At 72.6% G+C, this 18,915-nt stretch carries 11 protein-coding genes; 3 read left to right on the top strand and 8 right to left on the bottom strand.

What is annotated here, in order from left to right; all coding sequences use genetic code 11:
* Positions 1–6 precede the first annotated feature (6 nt).
* The 5 genes from ACGFYQ_RS20830 to ACGFYQ_RS20810 form a co-directional block, all read right to left on the bottom strand.
* Entirely contained in the window at positions 7–2,487 is a 2,481-nt protein-coding gene (locus ACGFYQ_RS20830) for a SpoIIE family protein phosphatase (RefSeq protein WP_393745892.1), read from the bottom strand.
* Positions 2,488–2,997: 510 nt separating this feature from the next.
* Positions 2,998–5,481, bottom strand: a complete 2,484-nt coding sequence (locus ACGFYQ_RS20825) for a SpoIIE family protein phosphatase (protein ID WP_393745890.1) — start codon at positions 5,479–5,481, stop codon at positions 2,998–3,000.
* Positions 5,482–5,736: 255 nt separating this feature from the next.
* A complete protein-coding gene (locus ACGFYQ_RS20820) occupies positions 5,737–6,657 on the bottom strand; it encodes a hypothetical protein (RefSeq protein WP_393745888.1) in 921 nt (306 codons plus the stop codon).
* A gap of 23 nt (positions 6,658–6,680) precedes the next feature.
* Positions 6,681–7,547, bottom strand: a complete 867-nt coding sequence (locus ACGFYQ_RS20815) for a papain-like cysteine protease family protein (RefSeq protein ID WP_393745886.1) — start codon at positions 7,545–7,547, stop codon at positions 6,681–6,683.
* A gap of 1,128 nt (positions 7,548–8,675) precedes the next feature.
* Positions 8,676–9,128, bottom strand: coding sequence for a YbhB/YbcL family Raf kinase inhibitor-like protein (locus ACGFYQ_RS20810; RefSeq protein WP_393745884.1), 453 nt, complete (start codon positions 9,126–9,128; stop codon positions 8,676–8,678).
* Between the two features lie 180 nt (positions 9,129–9,308).
* Between ACGFYQ_RS20810 and ACGFYQ_RS20805 the strand changes: the two genes are divergently transcribed.
* Positions 9,309–10,004, top strand: coding sequence for a hypothetical protein (locus tag ACGFYQ_RS20805; RefSeq protein WP_393745882.1), 696 nt, complete (start codon positions 9,309–9,311; stop codon positions 10,002–10,004).
* A gap of 172 nt (positions 10,005–10,176) precedes the next feature.
* On the opposite strand, the gene ACGFYQ_RS20800 is transcribed toward ACGFYQ_RS20805, so the two are convergent.
* Entirely contained in the window at positions 10,177–10,977 is an 801-nt protein-coding gene (locus tag ACGFYQ_RS20800; protein WP_393745880.1) for a 3-hydroxybutyrate dehydrogenase, read from the bottom strand.
* Between the two features lie 178 nt (positions 10,978–11,155).
* Between ACGFYQ_RS20800 and ACGFYQ_RS20795 the strand changes: the two genes are divergently transcribed.
* A complete protein-coding gene (locus ACGFYQ_RS20795) occupies positions 11,156–11,917 on the top strand; it encodes a class I SAM-dependent methyltransferase (RefSeq protein WP_393745878.1) in 762 nt (253 codons plus the stop codon).
* A 10-nt stretch (positions 11,918–11,927) separates the two neighbouring features.
* Here ACGFYQ_RS20795 and ACGFYQ_RS20790 read toward each other — a convergent pair whose 3' ends face one another.
* Positions 11,928–12,341, bottom strand: coding sequence for a hypothetical protein (locus ACGFYQ_RS20790; protein WP_393745876.1), 414 nt, complete (start codon positions 12,339–12,341; stop codon positions 11,928–11,930).
* Positions 12,342–12,607: 266 nt separating this feature from the next.
* On the opposite strand from ACGFYQ_RS20790, the gene ACGFYQ_RS20785 reads away from it, so the two are divergent.
* Positions 12,608–14,203: an alpha/beta hydrolase gene (locus ACGFYQ_RS20785; RefSeq protein ID WP_393745874.1), complete on the top strand. Its 1,596-nt coding sequence runs from the start codon at positions 12,608–12,610 to the stop codon at positions 14,201–14,203.
* Here ACGFYQ_RS20785 and ACGFYQ_RS20780 read toward each other — a convergent pair.
* The gene (locus ACGFYQ_RS20780; RefSeq protein ID WP_393745872.1) at positions 14,160–18,803 is read right to left on the bottom strand and encodes a hypothetical protein; all 4,644 of its coding nucleotides are present in this window, start codon (positions 18,801–18,803) and stop codon (positions 14,160–14,162) included. The two genes, ACGFYQ_RS20785 and ACGFYQ_RS20780, sit on opposite strands and share 44 nt — an antisense overlap.
* Positions 18,804–18,915 lie beyond the last annotated feature (112 nt).

Raw genomic sequence — 18,915 nt, 5'->3', positions numbered from 1 at the left:
GCAGCGTCACCAATCGAGCGCGAGGATCGCCGCAGCCGCGGAGTGCCCCTCCGCCGCTGTGGCCAGGGGGAGCTCCGTCCAGACGGTCTTGCCGTCCCGGGTGTAGCGGGTGCCCCACCGTTCGGTGAGCTGGGCCACCAGGAAGAGACCGCGCCCGCCCTCATCGGTGATGCGCGCCCGCCGTAGGTGCGGGGCGGTGTTGCTGCTGTCGGAGACCTCGCAGATCAGGCTGCGGTCGCGGATGAGCCGCAGGGTCACCGGCGTGCCACCGCCGTACCGGTAGGCGTTGGTGACCAGTTCGCTGACGACCAGTTCGGCGGTGAAGGCCATCCCTTCCAGGCCCCACCTGGTCAGTGTGGCCTCCGTCAGGTGCCGTGCCTGGGCGGCGGCGGTCGGCTCTGCCGGCAGTTCCCAGGAGGCGACCTGCTCCGGTGCCAGCACGCGGGTGCGGGCGAGGAGCAGTGCGACGTCATCGCGTGGGTGCTCGGGCAGCAGGGCGTCCTGGACCGCCGTGCAGGTCTCCTCCAGCGAGCGGCCGGGCCGGGACAGGGCTTCTCGCAGCCGCTCAAGTCCCTCGTCGAGGTCGTGGCCACGGGCCTCGACCAGGCCGTCCGTGTACAGCGCCAGCAGGCTCCCCTCGGCGAGTTCCAGTTCGGCGGCCTCGAACGGGAGTCCGCCCAGGCCCAGCGGCGGCCCCTCGGGAAGGTCGGGCAGGCTCACCGTGCCGTCGGAGGTCACCACGGCGGGGGGCAGGTGGCCCGCTCGGGCCAGGGTGCAGCGCCGGGTGGTGGGATCGTAGACCGCGTAGAGGCACGTCGCGCCGACGATCTGCTGGCCCTGCGAGCCTCCGTCAGCAGGCTCCTGCTCATCCGCCAGGCGGTTGACCAGGTCGTCCAGGTGGGAGAGGACCTCGTCCGGAGCGTAGTCGAGGCTGGCCAGGGTGTGTACGGCTGTGCGCAGGCGGCCCATGGTGGCCGCGGCATGCAGACCATGGCCGACGACATCGCCGACGACGAGGGCGACGCGGGCGCCGGAGAGGGGGATGACATCGAACCAGTCGCCGCCGACGCCGGTGGCGGGATCGGCCGGCAGATAGCGGTGCGCGACGTCGACCGCGCTGTGTTCGGGCAACTCCTGCGGCAGCAGGCTGCGCTGCAACGTCAGCGCGGCTTGATGCTGCTGGGTGTAGCGGCGGGCGTTGTCGATGCACAGGGCGGCGCGCGCGGCGAATTCCTCCGCGAGCGTGAGGTCGTCCTCCTCGAACGGTTCGGGCCGCCTGGCCCGCCACAGGCTGAGCAGGCCGAGGAGCAGACCGCGGGCCGTCAGTGGTACGACGATCAGTGAGTGAGCGCCCAGGCCGAAGGCGCGCTGTGTGCGCTCGGGATCCTGGAAGTACCAGCCGGGGCTGCTCTGGAGCACCGGTTCGAGGATGGACTGCTGTTCGGCGAGGCACCTGGCCTGCGGGGTACGCGGGTCGAAGCGGAAGACCTCTCCGGCGGAGTACATCACCTGCAGTGCCTCTGCCATGACCGAGTGGACGGCCATCCTGCGGACCAGTCCGCTCGCCTCCTCGGCGGTCTCTTCGCCGCGGGCCACCGGCTCCAGCAGATCCACCGAGACGGCGTCGGCGAGGTTGGGGACGGCGACGTCGGCCAGCTCCCGGGTGGTCTGGCCGAGGTCCAGCGTGGTCCCGATGCGGGCGCTCGCCCGGTTGAGCAGGGCCAGCCGTCGCCGGGCCCGGTAGCGGTCGGTGACGTCCTCCACCAATTGGGTGACTCCGAGGATCCCGCCGGCGGGATCCTCCATCCGGAACGCCGACACCGAGACCACCCGCTCGTTGCCGGGGTCACTCCTCAGGCGGCAGGGCTGCTCGGTGAAGATCAGGGGTTTGCCCGTCTCCAGCACCCGTCGCAGCCGAGTCTCGATGGTCTTCAGGTCCGGACCGATGAGGAAGTCGCCGATGCGTCGGCCCCGGATCTCCACCGCGGGAAGTTGCGTGAACCGGGCCAGCGCCCGGTTGATCCGCAGGATGCTCAGGTCGGGGGCGTGGACGGACAGACCGATCGGGGAGCGCCGGAACAGACCGTCCAGGACTGACCGATCCGTCTCCCACTGGAGGACCTCCTCCGCCGGGGCGACGACGAGGAACCACTCGCGGGCCGAGCCGGCGCGGATGACGACGCGGGCGCGGAAGCCCAGCTCCACCCGTCGCCCGCTGCGGTGCAGGACGGGCAGGACACCGGACCAGCCCCGGTCGCGCTCGCACGCGGCCACCGCGTCCAAGACCGCCTCGCGATCGCGGGCGTCGAACAGAAGTTCGACCGCCGCCCGGCCCAGCACCTCCTCGGGCGGGTAGCCGAGGTGCTCCTGTGCGCGCTCGCTCCAGCCGACGACCCTGCCGTGGTCGTCCAGTACCGCCGAGGCCGAGTTGTGCAGCGCGAACGGGTCCTCGGGCGCCTCGCCGAACCCCGGCGCTGGTGCGTCCATCGCTACCGCCCTTCGACCTGTCGAACGGAACGTTCAGCGGGTATTCCCGCAGCGACTACCCAGGGTGATCAGGGACCAAGGTTGAACGGTCGGCTTAGGTTCAGTATCGCCGCGCCGCCGCACGTCGGCAGAGGGTCGTCCACCGCGTGCGGCCCGATGGAGGACGAGGCGCTGCGCCCACTCCCCAAGCTCGGCGAGCCCCACCCGCCGGGGCCCGCTGAATCGGGGGTCGCGCGCCGGCGGGCTGCCGCGTGACCGCCCCCGCCGTCGGACGACGGCGTGGGCCTGGCTCCTCGATCCCTCCGCGAGCCGCCCCGCCGGGACGGGCGGGCAACTGTTGTGCACGGAGCGCGCGGTGTGAGTGGTCCGGCCACCGCTCGGCGCGGCACCTCCAGCAGCGGTGGAGGGCCGCCGGCGCCTTTGCCGGTGTCCCAGGGAACCGTATCCGCAACCGTGTCAGGAACCGCGGCGGGGCCGAAGTCGTGACGGGTCGGGCCCTCGTCCTCTGCGTCAGCCGCTCGCGCGGCGCCAGGGGATCTCGGCCCACACCTGCTTGCCGCCGCTGAGCGGCACCGAGCCCCAGGCCATCGTCGTCGCCTCGACGATGAGCAGCCCGCGACCGCCGGTCGACTCCCAGCTCACCGACACCGGTTTGACGGGGCTGCGCGGCGACGCGTCGTTCACGGCGATCCGCAACCGGTCCGTCGACAGGGTCAGATCCATCCCCACCTCGCCCTGGGTGTGCGCGATGGCGTTGGTGACCAGCTCGGACACGACCAGCAGAGCTGCGTCGAGCTCCTCCACCACTCCCCAGGACCGCAGGGTGCGCGCGGTGAAGCGGCGCGCGTGCATGACCGCCTTGGGCAGCCGCCACACCGTCCAGTGGCTCCGCAGCGGCCGGCCCCGTGTGCCGTCGTAGCGCAGCAACAGCAACGCCACATCGTCGTCGCGACGGCCCACGCCGAAGACCAGCTCGTCGGCCATCCCTCCGGCGTCGACCGGGTCGGCCGCGGCGAGCACGTCGCACACCCGCCGCATGCCCTCCTCCAGAGGCAGCCTGGCGGACTCGACCAGGCCGTCCGTCAGCAGGACGAGCAGGGTTCCGGGGAGCAGCCCCGCTTCGGTCATGGGGAATTCGGCTTCCGCGAGCACGCCCAGTGGAGGCCCGCCCTCGACCACCATCTCCTCGGTGACGCCGTCGGGATGGCGCAGTATCGGCGGCAGATGGCCGGCCCGTACGACCCTGGCGATGCCCTCCTCCATGTCCAGGTCCACATACGCACAGGTGGCGAACAGATCGGTCTCCATTCCGACGAGCAGACGGTTGGCCCGCGCGACCACCACATCGGGCGGGTGGCCCTCCACCGCGTAGGCCCTGACCGCCGTACGCATCTGGCCCATGATGGTGGCGGCTCCCGCGCTGTGCCCCTGTACATCCCCGATGACGAACGCCACATGAGCGTCACTGAGCGGGATGACGTCATACCAGTCGCCGCCGACCTCGAGTCCCGCCGTCGCGGGCAGGTAGCGGGCGACAGCGACCCCGCCCGGCAGCTCCGGGAGCTTACGGGGCAGCAGACTGCGCTGGAGCATGGTGGCGAGTTCGTGGCCCGCGTCCAGTGCGTGGGCGCGCACCAGAGCCTGCCCCACCAGACCCGCGGTCGCGGTCAGCAGCGACCGCTCCTCCGGTCCGAACCGGTGCTCCGCGTCCCACCCCACCAGACACACCCCGACGATCCTGCCTTCGGCGGGCAGCGGCAGCACCGCGAGACCACCGGGCCCGACGCCCAGAAGACCGGGCTCGAGAGCCGCGCCCGGCGGCCACAGACTCATGTGCCCCCCACGCAGCGCGCTCTGCAGGGTGGGCAGGTCGCTGAGCGACGCGTCGGGCCACTCGGACCGCCATTCCGAGCGCCAGACCTCGGGCCAGGCATCGGGCTCCGGAGGGTCGAGGGCGGTGACGATGAGCCGCTCGGGCTCCAGTTCGCCGACCGCGACCCGGGAGGCGCCGAGCGGCTCGCGCAGGGCGGCGACCACCAGCCGGCTGACCTCCCGGATGGTCGCCGCTCCCGCCAGCGTGGCCGACAGCCGCTGCACGAGGGACACCTCGTCGGCGCTGGGGCGTAGATAGGTGGCATCGGCCACCACACCCAGGACGCGCTGCGGTGCGCCATCGGAGTCCACCTCCACACGGCAGCGCAGCCCCAGCCAGCGCAGCTCGCCGTTCGGGCGGCGGATACGGAACGCCAGCTGCTGTCCGGCGGCGGCCAGCCGGTCCGGCTCCACGATCGCCATCAGTGCGGGCATGTCGTCGGGGACGGCGCAGGCGAGCAGGGTCTCCACCTGCCCGTCGAACTGCTCGGGGGGCAGACCGAGCAGTTCGAGCACGTGCGCGTGGGCCTCCATGCGGCCGGTGCTCAGTTCCAGGATGAACGCGCCGCCTTGGTGGGGCACCAGGGACTGACCCAGATGTGCCTGCGGGGCTTTGCGCCCGGCGAACCGAGCGGCGACCGATTCGAGTCCTGCGGCCACCTGATCGGCGTAAAGCTCCAGAAGGCTGCGGTCGTCGGCGCTGAAGCCGTCCCCGACCTCGCCGGCGACGATCAGGCACCCGAGCTCCTGGTCGCCGTGTCCCAGTGGCAGCGCGCCCAGCGAGATCTTGGCCGGCGAGTTGGGGTCCCCGTCCCGAACACGGGTGGGGAAGTGGTGGGGATCATCCTCGATGAAAGTGGCGAGTTCCTTGGGGGTCAGCCACAGCGGGCGGCCGGAGCGGAAGGCATTGGCGGCGGGCGAGTGGCTGGCCACGGCGAGGATCGCGGGCAGTCCGTAGAGGACGCCTCGGTTTCCGGTCAGCTCGGCCAGATGGAGTTCCCTGTGCTGGTCGGCGACCACATAGACAGCGGCAAGCTCAGCCCCGCAGAACGCAAAGCGATGTCTGGTCACTGTCCGTATCGCCTCCTCCCGAGGGCATCCCGCCGACCGGCCTCCCTCCATGCTGTCGCGCCCGGGACCGTTCGGGCGAGTCGGAACGACTTTGGAACCCCCGGGCCGCCGAGGTCGGCGGGCCGCCCACGACGAATGGGTCGAGCCGCCTGCCGTGGGATTCTCCACCCGGTCGGACAAGGCCGGCCTGGACGTGCTGCGACGGGGACAGACAGGGGCCGGGCCTCCTTCCCGAGCTCGTGCGTATCCGACGATGGAAGTCGCCGGGTTGAGCACGGAGAAGGGGCCCGGCCTCACGGGGTCGGGTCAGCGGGTGGTGGCAGTCCCCCGGCGGCGCGCGTACACCACCGCACCGCCGATCGCCGCCACGGCTGCGGTCCCGACGGAGATCGGCTGCCAGGAGGCCTCGGCCGCCGGTTTCCCGGATGCGGCGGTGACCTGCTCCGGCTGGTCCTCCACGAGGCCGGCGTACCCGCCGGCCAGGCCCTTGCGGTCGTATTCCGAGCCGGGCATCTTGTCGCCGTAGCGGGCGGTGACCAGCTTCTGGTAGGCGGCGAGGGCGATGCCGCGCTTTCCGCCGAGGCCGGTGGTCGCCTCGTCGTTGAGCGGCTCGACCATGCCTTCGGCGGTGAGCCGGTACCAGGCGTGGATCTGCGGCTCGGTAAAGGTACGGGCCTGTGGAGTGCCGCGCTCGGCAAAGCCGACCTCGGCGTCCCCGTCCCGGATGCCGGCCAGCTGCCAGCCCTCGGCGCCGACCTCCTGCACGCCGTTCCCCGTCGTAGCGGCGTTTCCCTTGGGCGCGAGCAAGACAGCGGCGGGCTTGCCGTCGGAGGCGGTCACCCGGGAGGCAAGGTAGGAGAGCCGGAGCGCGGTCTGCGGGGTCGCCTGGGTCTTGCCGGTCACGAACTCGGGGCTGATCTCGAACATCGGCACCGGGTCCTTGAGATCGAACCCGGGAGGCGCGGCAACCGCGGCGGGTGCGTTCCCGGGAGCGCCGACGGCGCCGCCGTCCGCGGCGGGGGCAGCGCCGAGCTGCCGGGCCGAGACCAGGAACCGGGAGACGGTGTCGCGGAGCTGGTCGCTCCGGAGGGCCTGCTGGGCGGACTGGTAGCCCGCGATGCCGTCGCCCTCCGCAGCCTGCGCGGGAACGATTCCGCACAGGGCGGCGGCAAGCGCGGTCGTGGCAAGAACGGCGGCCCGGACTGCCGCGCGATTGGTCTGTCGCATGGTCTGCATGGTCGGTCTTCTCCTCAGCCCTGGATACCGATGCGGGAGTGGGTCCACTGGAACGAGTTGTTGTTCACGTACGTGGAGTGGTTCCACCAGGTGTAGGTCTGGGTGGTCTGCCACGGGTCGCCGACCGCGATCATGTTGGTGGTGCTGTCGTAGCCGTAGATGACGTTCATGTGACCGCCGCCGGTGCGCCAGCCGAACCGGACGGCGAACGGCCGGCCCGCGGCGATCTCGGCGACGGACTCGCTGAACGAGGCGTTGCGGTACAGGCTGCGGCCACTGTTGCTCAGCCCCAGCCTGGCCAGGCCGTTGGCCATGTCTTCCAGCGTCGCGGGCTGGTTGTTGCAGTTCACCCAGGTGCCCTGGGCGGCGAGTTGGCAGAACTGCTCCTGGCTGACGGAGCGGCCCCAGTGTTTGGCGATGGTCACGCCGGAGGCGTCCCAGCACCACTGGGTCCTGACCTGCTTCTGCATGTCGATCTTGAGCGTCTTCGCGGTCGTGGGGGCAGGGGGCGTGGGCTTCGGGTTCGGGTTCGAGCCGCAGACCGGCAGGCCGGTGGTGTTCTCCTGGATGAACGCGTCGGCGATGTAGTACGAGCCGGTGTAGATCCACCGCGGGTTGTTCTCCACGGTGTCGCCGGTGGTCCGGCAGGACATCCGGATCCTTTCGCCGACCTTCGAGGAGCCGTTGACCTGGGCCGAGAGGGACGGCTTGGCCCGGTGGTTGACGGTGTTGTAGTTGCCCTGCCCGCCGATGACCGTGCCGCTGACCACATCGGCCTGGGCGAGGGCGCCGAAGCCGAACAGCAGACCACCGGAGAGTGCGGCGGTGATCGCGACTATCAGCGCTTTCTTGCGGCGGGACGCGCGACGTTTGTGCATCATGCTCCTTGATCTGAGAATGCGGGAACTTGCTTGCTTGCCTGCTTGCTTGGCGGCGCTCCGATAAGTGACGAGTAGTCAGCTCGCTGTCAGGGTCAGGACCGAATGGAGCGCACAGGAACGTCACGCCCCCAGACCGCCGCGACGGACACCGCTGGTCTGCGGTTGCGGCGAGTCCGCCACCATTCCGAGGTGCGGCGCTCGGAGCCGGCGGCCGGCCGGCCGCTCGCCGGAGCAGCGGTACGGGTGGACAGCTCAGCCGCCCCGGGGCGGCGCCGCATTGGCGGTGAGGCTGCCGGGGTGGACCGGGGCGGGCAGCAGAGGCGATGGGCCGACGGTGATGCCGTCGGCGTCGGCCGCGCTCATCGCGCCGGCGATACGTTCCTGACCAGGTTCTTGCGGTTCCGCAGGCGGCGGTGAACTGCGCTGCCCGGCGGAGGCGGGTGCCCCGTCGCGAGACGGCGGCCCATCATCAACGGATGAATCTCCTGGTGGGTGGGACGGTTTTGCGGTGGAGCCGGTCGTCGGACACGCAGCTCGGCGGACCCCCGTGGTGGGGCAGTGTGCCGCCCTGCATCCCTGCTACGGCAAGACCTCACGGCAGCGGCGGCTCGCGACTGACCGGGCGTCACAACCGGGCGGCTCGACGCCCCTGCGCTGCCGGTGAAGCTGAGGTTCAGGTCCTCTACGACCAGGCACAACCGCACCTCTTTCCTTGAATGGATTGGGTGCCGGGAATCCTGCCAGAGAGATGGAGGGATCTGAACGCCGTTGATCTACGCGCGAAGATGTCGCCCATTCAATCACCGATGAGAGGTGATGTGACGATTCGTCAATCAACCTAGATTTGACGCCAGTTGACCATCTCGCGACCCTTGGTCCAGGCCATTTTTGCGAATCTGACGGTGCATGACTTTACGTAAACTTGAAGCATCGCGACCCTTTATTGGACGCTACGTCAAATAGCGAAATCGCCCAGAGTGTACGCCGCGTGACTCTCCATCATTTCAAAAGGGAAATCGACCTCAGGTTTTGCATGGAAAGGCCGCTGAGCCAAGAAAGGCGGGGTCTGCGCCCGCGCGACGGCCCGTCGGCCTGCTCCGTCCGGCGGTACGGCGCCCATGGCTGCGATCAGCGCTGATACGTGCCGACCAGAGTGCCGACGGCCAGTTCCCTGCCCTCGACCGCGCGGTGCACGGTGTCGGCCGCCGGCCGGCCGTGCAGGGTGAGCGGCTCGGACAGGGCGTACAGGCGGAAGAAGTAGCGGTGCGGCCCGTGCCCCGGCGGAGGCATCGGCCCATCCCAGCCCACGTGCCCGAAGTCATTGGGCCACGGCAGCCCGCCCCGAGGTTTCTGCCCTTCCTCGGCCCCGGTGACCCCCGGATCGATGCCGGTGACCAGCCAGTGGAGGAAGGTACCTCCCGGCGCATCCGGGTCCTCACAGAGCAACACCAGCTCAGCGGTCCCCTCGGGCGTCGCCGACCAGGTCAGGGGCGGCGAGATGTTCTCCCCCTCCCCGCTGTACCGGCGGGGGATCACGGTGTGATCGTCGAACGCGGCGCTGCTGAGTTCAATTCCGGTCATGCGCGGCGCACTACCCGCGGGCGGCAGCGCGGACACCGGCTGGCAGCGCAGAACACCCGATCAGCGGCGTCCGTGACGGGGAGTCCAGGGTGGGGTAGCAGGAATGGCGAGGTCCGTTGTCAGTGGCGGGTACGAAGATGTGACCGTACCGCTGAACCGGCGACATCCAAGGGATTCTTCATGTCCGCACCCGCCCCCGCACCCTTCCGCTTCCCCACCGGATGGTGCGCCACCGACCTGGGCTCGTACCGGCCGTGCGAGTTCACCTACGAGGTCTACCCGCTGGAGAGCCTGCCCTCCCTGGACGCCCACGGCCTCGACGGCGGCTTCGGGTGGCTGGGCGGGCCGGGTGCGACGGACGGGCCGCGGCCGGGTCACGGGGAGCACCTCGCGGCTGTGGAGGCAGACCTGGCGCCTCTCGGCCTGCGCCTTCCCGCCGACTTCCGCACGTTCTACAGCAGCGGCAGCCTCTGCCGCGCGTTCGACGAGGTGTCGGTGACGGCCTGCTGGAGCGACCTGTCCGGACCGCTGCAGAGCCCGGCCGAGGACGGCGCCCGCCTCGTACGGTTCCTGCGGGATCAGCAGGACTGCGTCATCTGGTACCTGTACCTGCGCCCCTCAGGGGAGACGTTCGTGGTCTGCTCGCACCTCGACCTGGAGCTCGCCGGGCAGGAGCTGGACGAGGCACAGGCGGCCGAGTTCCGTGCCGCGGCGGCGGACTCACTGGTGCGGTGCGCCTCGACCTTCGAGGAGTTCGCCTACCGTTTCGTGGTGGAGAACGAGCTGTGGATGCACCTGAACACCACCAACCCGGACATCTCGTTGGTCCCCCACCTCCAGGAGTACCTCGATCATTACGCAGCCGCGGCTTCCTGACCGCGCGCGGCGTGCTGACCGGTAGGTTCCGCCGGTCAGCCGGCCTCGGCGGGCGGCTCCGGAGTGAGTCTCGTCCACTCCGCAGGCATGCGCCGATCGCCGGATGGGCGGCTGCGAGCCCAACGCTCCCGGTCGCGTTGATCGCGATCGGCCGGTGCGCGCGGAGCGGAGTTCAGGCGGCTGTCCAGCCGCCGTCCAGGGGGATCGCGGCGCCGGTGAGGTAGCCGGTGTGGGGCCCGCAGAGCCATACGGCGACGGCGGCGACCTCCTCCGGTTCGATCAGCCGCTTGATCGCGGAGCGGCTGAGCATCACCTCGCCGACCACCTGCTCGGGGTCGATGCCGTGGGCGGCGGCCTGGGCCGCGATCTGCTGTTCCACCAGGGGCGTGCGTACGTAGCCCGGGTTGACGCAGTTGCTGGTGATGCCGTGCGGAGCGCCTTCGAGGGCCGCGACCTTGCTCAGCCCTTCGAGGGCGTGCTTGGCGGTCACGTATCCGGCCTTGAACGCGCTGGCCCGCAGCCCGTGGACGCTGGAGATGTTGACGATCCTGCCCCAACCGCGTGCGCGCATGTGCGGCATGGTCCGGCGGAGCAGGAGGAACGGGGCGTGGACCATCACCTTCTGGATGAGGTCGAACCGGTCCGGGGGGAACTCGGTCAGGGGGGCCACGTGCTGGAGTCCGGCGTTGTTGACCAGGATGTCGACGTCGGCCGGCAGCCCTTCGATGAGGTCGGCGCGGGCCAGGTCCACCACGTGTGGGCGGCCGCCGATCTCCTCGGCGACGGACGCGGCCGCCCGGGCGTCGATGTCCACGACGTGGACGCGGGCCCCGGCCGCGGCGAGGGCTGTGGCGCAGGCGCGCCCGATGCCGCTGCCGGCGCCGGTCACCAGGGCGGTACGGCCCGCCAGGTCGACACCTGCGGTCCGATCGGGTGCCGTCCGGTCGGACGCGGGAGTGGTTCCGCTTGTCATGGCCGGAATCATGCGCGATGTCCACCTGCCGCTCCCATGGCTGTGACCCCCATAGTCCGGCCGGGCCATGTGTCGGACACCGCCAGCCCGACCGCGCGCGAGGGGCGTCCGGCCCGACAGGGCCCGGTGGCCGGATCGTGCGCTCGTGGGCCGGGCCGCGTCCGGCGATGATGGCCCGATGGACATAGGGGTGGACACACGACCGGCCGAGGCGTATGCCGTGTCGGCCGAGTTCTACGACCTGCTGCACGCCCGCTCGTACCACCGGCACGCGCAGGCGCTCGCCGGAGCGGCGGCGGCGGCCCGCATCGGCATCGTCGAGATCGGCGCGGGAACCGGCCTGGTCACCGAGGTGCTCATCGACGCGTCGATCGTGCCGGTCCACGCCGTCGAACCCGCGGCCACGATGCGGTCGTTGCTGCTCTCCCGCCTGCACCCCCCGGTCGGCCGCTCCGCCGCAGACCGGGTCACCGTGCACGCCTGTTCCGCACTCGACCTGTCGCTCACGGAGCAGGCCGATCTGGCGGTCTGCCTCCGGCTGGTCCCGTGCCTGCCGCCCGAGGAGCGGCGCGCCCTGTGGCGGATGGTGGCCGATCTGCTGGTGCCGGGCGGCCTGCTCTTCCTGGACCGCCCGCCGGCCCGGCTCCCCGCCCGTCCCACCCGGCGTTCGCTGGGCGAGGTCCGGCTGGGCATCGACACCTACCGAGGTCAGGTCACCGCGCGCGCCGAGGACGGCCGGATCCGCTGCGACTACGCCTACCTGGTGTGCCGTCAGGGCCGGATCCTGCGGCGGGCGCAGGAGTCCTTCCTGCTCAGGCCAATGACCGTACGGGCGCTGCGCGAGGAGCTCGCGCAGGCCGGCCTCGCCCTGGAGGACGAGCTGACGGCGGACGTACTGCGCGTACGACGGGGGGTCCGCCGGGCCCCGGCACCCTGTTGAGGTGCGGTGGTCAGGTCGCGTAGATCACGGTGGTGACCACGATGATCACGGTGAGGACGGCGCTGACTCCGTGGGTGACGACGGCGGCGACGGGGAAGTTCCGCTCGGCCGCGGCGTCCCCGTCACGGGAGTGGCGGCCGCGGCTCGGCAGCCAGCGGAAGAGCAGGACCGCTCCGAGGGAGGCGACGATCAGGACGAGCGCGGAGGCCGCCCGCCCCGCGGAGTCCGCCCGGGAGAAGGTGAACAGCGTCCAGCAGCACAGCCCGACGACGGCGAGCAGGATGTGGGCGAGGATGACGGGCACCGGCAGGCGGGTGATCCCCACGGCGCGCTGCCGCCAGCCGCCCTCGCGCAGCCAGACCGTCAGCAGGTACCCGCCGATGCCGGCGGTGAGGATCCAGAATCCGAGCCCCGCGTAGCCCATCCCCCGCTCCTCCCCTCCCTCACGCCCCTGCCGCAATGCCCATGACAGCAGGCCCGGGCGGAACGGACGGCAACCCAGGGGCCGACTGCCACCGGAAGGAGTGAACTCCGCCGCCGGCGACGCACGGGTGCGCGTTCCCTCTGCTAAAGGCGCCCGTGCGGTGGCACCAGTGCCACCACGGGTACGGGTCGTAGCGATATCGCGCGAGGCCTACCCGTTCGAGGACGCTGAGCACGACCGATCCGCCCCAACGGGGAGAACAGCACATGCACTTGCTCAGGAAACCGGCGCGCTGGGCCGTGGCCGCCGCTTGCGGGATCCTCGCCGCGACCGCCCTGCCCGCGACCGTCCTGCCCACGTCCGCCGCGCACGGCGCGACCCCGGCCGGCGCACCTCCCGTACCGGAGCGGTACGCGCATCAGCGGCTCGACTGGCAGCCGTGCAAGAACGGTTCGCTGGAATGCGCGGCCATGTCCGTGCCCCGCGACTGGTACCACCCCGACGCGGGACCGAGCCTCACGGTGGCGGTGTCCCGGCACCGGGCCGCGGACCCCGCCGCGCGCCGGGGCGTCCTGATGATGGCGGCCGGCGGACCCGGCGCCTCGGGCCTGGGCCGGCCCGCCGGACTGGCCTCGTACGCGCCGAAACTGGCGGCCGCCTATGACATCGTCGGCTTCGACCAGCGCGGTGTCGGGGCCAGTACAAACGTGGTCTGCTCGGACCAGGACACCGTCGACGCCCTGTTCGGCAGCGGCGACCTGCGCGACCTGAGCGGGCAGGCCGTCCGCCGCACCCTGGACCGCACCCGGGACTTCGTACGCGACTGCCGGCGCAACTCCGGGGACCTGCTGCCCTACATCACCACCGACCAGGCCGTGCACGACATGGACCTCTACCGCGCACTCCTCGGTGCCGACAAGGTCTCCTACTACGGCCCGTCCTACGCCACCTTCCTCGGCGCCTACTACGCGACCGAGTTCCCCCGCCGCGTCGACCGGGTGGTGCTCGACGGCAACATCGGCTTCACCGGCAGCTGGCAGACCTTCATGACCGGCCAACCGCTGAGCTTCCAGCGCCGGTTCGAGGAGGACTTCCTGCCCTGGCTGGCGAGGAACGACGCCACGTACCACCTGGGCCGGACCCCTCAGGAGGCCGGAGCGCGCTACGAAGGGCTGCGGGCGGCGCTGCGCGAGCGCCCCCTGGACCTCGACGGAACCGTCATCACGCCCAACCACCTCGACGCGGCGGCCACGGGCGCCGTCTACAGCGGTGACTTCTTCCCCGACCTCGCGGCCGCCCTCGGCGTCCTGGAACACCCGGACAGCGCCCCTTCGGCCGCCCGCCAGGCCCTCGCCCAGAAGCTCAAGCACCCCATGGAGGCGGGGTTCGCCGCCGCCTTCTTCTCCGTCGTCTGCTCGGACACCCCGTGGACGCGCAGCACCGGTTACTGGGTGAAGAGGAGCGAAGCCGACACCCTCAGCCATCCCATGGCCGGGGCAAGGGAGTTGACGTTCGCTTCGGTCTGCGCGGCCTGGCCGCGCTCCACGGCGCCGCACATCGAGGTCACGGGTGAGGGGCTGCCGCCCGTCCTGATGCTCAATTCGGTCCACGACCCGGCGACCCACTACGAGGGCGCACTGCGAGCCCACCGAGGGTTCGCGGGATCGCGCCTGATCACGGTGGGCGGCGGCGACCACGGCGTGTACCAGGCGCACAACAGCTGCGTGGACACGTACGTCGAGGACTTCCTCGTCGAAGGCCGCCTGCCGGCCCAGGACTCCACGTGTGAGGGGAAGCCGCTGCCGGATCCCGCGGCGCCTACCCCTGTGCCCCCTCGCGCGTCTGCGCCCAGGCGCGGGTGAACAGTTCGTGCGGCGGGACCGGGGACACGAAGCGGGTGAAGGGCCCCTGGGGCTCCGAGGTCCCGGCCGACACCAGGTGGGCCGGGAGCTTGGCGGTCTCCACCGGGAGGTGCGGTGCCTTGAACTCCGTCCACGCGCCCGGAACGAACGCCGTCCGGCCGGCGCGGGCCCGCCTGCCGGTCTGTACGGCGCCCGCGGCCGCCAGTTCCGCCTGGGCCGCCTTGTGGCGGGCGGGAGTCCAGCCGTTCCAGCGGCGGACGTTCTGGTCCGTGGGCCGGGCCAGGGACAGGAGCTGGAGGTACAGGGCGGCCGCGTCCGCCCCGACCCCGAGGGCGGCCATGACCTCGCCGACCAGTTCCGGGGTGCTCAGCGCCGGGTTCAGCTCGTGGCCGCCCGGCGGCACCGGGGTCGAGGCCGTGCGGGCGACCATCCGGGCGAGCCCCTCGCCGCACACCGCCTGGACCCTGCGGACGGCCTCCAGCAGGCCGGGCAGGCCCAGCTCGCCGCACAGCCGCACCGCCCGGGCGACCCGCTCCGGATCGGCCAGTGCGGCCGGCCGCAGGAACACGTCGCGACCCGGCACGGCCACGACGAACAGGCCGTCGTCGCAGGCCGTGGACGGCTCCGTGTCCTCGCGGTACAGGGGCTCCGGGCAGGGCAGCACGGTTCCCGCGTACGGAGTGAAGGCCGGGTCCTCGGCCGCCGCGCGGCCCAGCTCGAAGTGCCAGCCCAGCGGGATCAGCGTGCCCGGGTCGTCCAGCAGCGCCCGCAGCGTGCCGTACAGGGCGACGGCGCCCGCGGCGGCCGGATCACCGACCGGACGCTCCGTGAGCGCCCAGGCCACGACGGACGCGGGCTCGGAGTGGAAGGACCGCCCGGTGATCGCCCAGCGGCCGGCGCTGCCGTCCGCCTCGGCGTGGTGCAGGCTGAGTCCGCCGCTCCGGTTGCCGACGAGGACGAACCCGGCGCTCGGGAAGGAGGCCTCCGCGGGCACCCCGCCGACCGCGAGGGCGCGGGCCCAGCCGTCGCCCAGCCCCAGGTCGGCTTCCAGCGCCCCGGCCAGCCCCTCGTCCACGTACGGGGTGGTGCCGAGCAGCTCCGCCCAGACGGCGGCCATCCGCTCGGCCGCCGCGGTCATCCCGCCCCGCGCCCACAGCTCGGCCGGGTCCTCGGGGACGCCCGCGGCGAGCACCGCCCGCCGCCCGGCGTCGCCGAGCCGGCGGCAGAGGTCGTCGTACTCCCGGGCCATGGCCTTGTTCGCCTTGTACGGGGCCGCCCGCAGCCTCTTCAGGTGCTCGTCGTGGTTCTCCCGGTCGGGCAGCCCGCCGAGCACCAGGGCGGCGATCGAGCGCCGGGCACCCGTACGCCACGAGAAGACGTCCAGTGCCTCGGGCGACAGCGCGAGCGGCCCCCGCTCCGCCACCAGGCGCAGCAGCCGGGGCAGCCGCGCCGCGTCGTCGCGGGCGATGGTGAAGGTCGCGCAGTCCACGGCGTCGGCGGCGGGCGCCGGGTCGGCCGCGGGCTGCACGAACGGTGCCACGCCGCCCCGTTCGGGGCCGGAGGCCACGAACCGCCCGGCCGCCCGGCACCGTTCCAGTTCCCGTTCGGGTGCCCGGCCGGTGCGCCACTCGCCTCCGCGCTCGGCGTACGGCTGTCCGCTCCAGGTCTCCAGCAGCGCGGCCAGGGCGGCGCGCTCCTCGGCGTCGGTGGTCTCCACGGCGGCCCGCCAGGCCACCGCGTCGATCCCGCCCACCAGCACGGACCACGCGTCCGGCGCCGCGGGCAGGGCCAGGCGGCGCGTCTCGTCGTCGATCTCGCCCCGCAGGTACCGGCCGTCGGCCGCGACCGCCGTCAGTGTCGCGGGCCGCGGGCCCGGTACGTAGGCCTGGTACGGGCGGACCATGGGCAGCAGCCCGCCGAGCGCGGGCGCCAGTACGGTGTCCGGGACGGCCGAGCCGAGCTCCACCACCGGCCCCGACCGCATGATGCCGACGCGCCGGGACAACTCCTCGCGCCGCCCCCGGACATCGGCTGCCAGCAGCGCGGCGCGCACCACACCGTCCACCACGCGCGGCTCGGTCACCTCGGGCAGCACCCGGGCGATCTCGGCGCGTACGGCGGCGTCGGCCTCGGCGTCCTCGCACTGCGCCCCGGCCGCGTCGAGGAGCGCCCGTACGGCGTCCTCGCCGATCGCGCGCAGTGCCTTGGAGCCCGGCTCGTCGCGGGGGGTGAGGAAGTGCCAGTACGCGGGCGGCGGCACGGGGCCCACGCTGTGGGCGGCGGCCCGCCGCGGGCGGTCGGAGCCGGGGAAGCCGTGGGCCTCCCACAGGAGCGAGCCGTCCTCGGCGGCGTGGCAGCGGATTCTCGACTCGCCGGCGAGCACGGCGTCCTCGCCGCCCTGGGGCATGCGGACGATGCCCCAGGGCCGGCGGCCCGGGCGCCTGCTGCGGTAGCGGGCGCGGCGGCCGTCGATGCCCTCCAGCAGGAAGTCGGTCGGTGACGGCCCCGCGTACGGCGTGCGGTACAGCACCCGGCAGCCCGTCAGGGCGCCGTCCTGGCCCAGGGGTGAGGCGGGCGCGCCCTCCGGCAGGGCCGCGAGGGTCAACTGGTCCCGGAAGACGGCCGTGCCCGGCGGTACCTCGGCCGTGCCGTGGCGCTCGGGCAGTGTGCCGTCGGTGCCGCGCGCTCCCGTCACGGGGTCGACGGCGGCCCAGCCGTTCCTCGACTGGAAGACCACGGAACTCCAGAAGCGGGCGCCGTCGCTCATCTGGAAGTCGTGGTGCCCGATGCCGTCGCGGCTGCCGGGCCGCAGGACCCGCTCGCCGTCGTGCCGGCCTCCGCCGTCCGCACTCTCGAACTGGTAACCCAGGCCGCCCTGGATGCTCTCGGTGTACGGCCGCAGCCCGTACGTCTCCTGCGGCTCGAAGATCTCGTCGGGGCTGCCGGACCAGAAGGCGTACGTGCCGAAGGAGTTCTTGGGGTCCGTCGTCCAGCTCACCAGGAACTGTCCGCCCGCGAAGTGGACGACGTTGCGCGCCGTGTCCTCGGGCAGCCGGTACGCGCAGGAGGCGCGGACGCCCGCGTGGTCGACGGCGACGGCCTTGTCCCGCCCGTACACCGTCAGGACGGGCCAGGTGCACGTCACGCCCGCGATCTCGCCGGGGTCGAAGTCCGCCAGGGCCGTTTCCAGGGCCGGCCAGCCCAGCTCCTCCGGCAGCCCGGCCCGCAGGGTCCGCGCGAGCGAACCCGCGAGGTCCAGGGAGGCCAGCACCTCCTCGATGCCGTCCAGGGCCGTGGCCGTCGGCCGGTCCAGCAGGTCGCGCAACTCGTCCACGGCCTCGTCCGCCGCGGCCAGTCCGCCGCCCGCCAGTGCACGGAGCAGGCTCTCGACGCGGGCGTGCACCTCGGCGGCGATGCCCGCGTTCTCCGGGAGCCGGGTGATCGCCGTGCCCGCGCCCCGCAGTGCGGCGTGCACGGTGCCTTCCAGACGCGGCCCGAACACCGGGTCCGCGGCCAGGGCCTTGAGGCCGCGCCGCGACCGCTCACCCCAGAAGGTGAGCCTGACCGCCTCGCCCGGGTCCTCCACCACGAGGCCCTCGGCGAGGCAGAGGTCGAGCAGGTCGGCGTCCAGCCCGGGCCAGCGCCAGCGGTCCTCGTGCAGCCGCAGCGGCCGGCCGGCCGCGCGCAGCCGGGGTGCGAACCGGGTCACCAGGTCGAGCAGTTCGGGCGGCATCGGCTGTCGCGCCACGCCTCCGTACGGCACCTTGTGGTGGCCGTACGCGCGGGTGTACCGCCCCAGCCAGGCGGCGATCCCGCCCTCCGGGGTGATCCGCCCGGCGACCACCGCGTCGGCCGCGCCCGAGGCCAGCAGGAGCCGCAGCCAGGCCGCCGCGTCGTTCTTCGACTCCGGGAACACCTCCAGCAACACGGCGTTCACCTCGTCGTCCTGCGGGTGGTCGGCCAGCAGTGCGGCGACCGCGTCGAGCAGGCGGTCCGGTACGGACTTCCCGCGCGCGGCGCCGATCATCGGGGCGAGCACCCGGGCCTCCTCGGCCGGGTCGAGGCCGGCGGCACGCACCGAGGCGCGGACCCTGCGGGCCAGATCGGCGGGGAGTTCGCCGGGCGACGCCGCCCACGCCGTGAGGACCCGTATGTACTCCGCGTGCGCCTCGGCCGGGTCCAGTACGCCGGCCAGCCATCCCTGGTGGCCGCTCAACTCCTTGACCGGGAGGGCCCCGGCGCCGGCGAGCAGCAGCACGTTCTCCCGGCGCCAGCCGGCGTCCACGGGCAGCGCGTGCTCGCGCTCCGCGGTGCGGGCCAGGGTGTACGCCCGCCCGGCTGCCCTCAGGTCCCAGGAGACGAGCCGGTGGGCCATCGTGTCCCAGAACCAGGGCAGGTGGCGCGGCGGCAGCGCGCGGGCGAGGTACTCCATCCCCTCCAGGGCCCGGCCCGCCTTCGGGTAGGCCCGGGAGATGCGGTCGCGCACGTCGGTGAGCAGGTCGACCGCGGCGGCTTCCGCCCCCGGGTCGTGGGCGCGCACCCAATCGGCGTACGCCTCCGACCTGTGGAGTTCCGACGGAAGGGGGACAGGAAGGTTCATGTGTCCGATCCTGCCACGCAGCACTGACAACCCCGGTCCGAACAGAACCCGTTCGGACGCCCGTCGTCCCAGGTCGGGCGCGGTTCGTGCTCCTAGGCTCAGGTGCGATCAC

This window comes from Streptomyces sp. NPDC048258 (assembly GCF_043201995.1).
Lineage (GTDB): Bacteria > Actinomycetota > Actinomycetes > Streptomycetales > Streptomycetaceae > Streptomyces.
This window is presented reverse-complemented; position numbering and strand designations above follow the sequence as displayed.

Excerpts from the sequence above, each read along its gene's own strand:
- ACGFYQ_RS20800 (WP_393745880.1), bottom strand. The coding sequence starts at position 10,977 with ATGACAAGCGGAACCACTCCCGCGTCCGACCGGACGGCACCCGATCGG.
- ACGFYQ_RS20790 (WP_393745876.1), bottom strand. The coding sequence starts at position 12,341 with ATGGGCTACGCGGGGCTCGGATTCTGGATCCTCACCGCCGGCATCGGC.
- ACGFYQ_RS20830 (WP_393745892.1), bottom strand. The coding sequence starts at position 2,487 with ATGGACGCACCAGCGCCGGGGTTCGGCGAGGCGCCCGAGGACCCGTTC.
- ACGFYQ_RS20780 (WP_393745872.1), bottom strand. The coding sequence starts at position 18,803 with ATGAACCTTCCTGTCCCCCTTCCGTCGGAACTCCACAGGTCGGAGGCG.
- ACGFYQ_RS20815 (WP_393745886.1), bottom strand. The coding sequence starts at position 7,547 with ATGATGCACAAACGTCGCGCGTCCCGCCGCAAGAAAGCGCTGATAGTC.
- ACGFYQ_RS20820 (WP_393745888.1), bottom strand. The coding sequence starts at position 6,657 with ATGCGACAGACCAATCGCGCGGCAGTCCGGGCCGCCGTTCTTGCCACG.
- ACGFYQ_RS20785 (WP_393745874.1), top strand. The coding sequence starts at position 12,608 with ATGCACTTGCTCAGGAAACCGGCGCGCTGGGCCGTGGCCGCCGCTTGC.
- ACGFYQ_RS20810 (WP_393745884.1), bottom strand. The coding sequence starts at position 9,128 with ATGACCGGAATTGAACTCAGCAGCGCCGCGTTCGACGATCACACCGTG.
- ACGFYQ_RS20805 (WP_393745882.1), top strand. The coding sequence starts at position 9,309 with ATGTCCGCACCCGCCCCCGCACCCTTCCGCTTCCCCACCGGATGGTGC.
- ACGFYQ_RS20795 (WP_393745878.1), top strand. The coding sequence starts at position 11,156 with ATGGACATAGGGGTGGACACACGACCGGCCGAGGCGTATGCCGTGTCG.
- ACGFYQ_RS20825 (WP_393745890.1), bottom strand. The coding sequence starts at position 5,481 with ATGGAGGGAGGCCGGTCGGCGGGATGCCCTCGGGAGGAGGCGATACGG.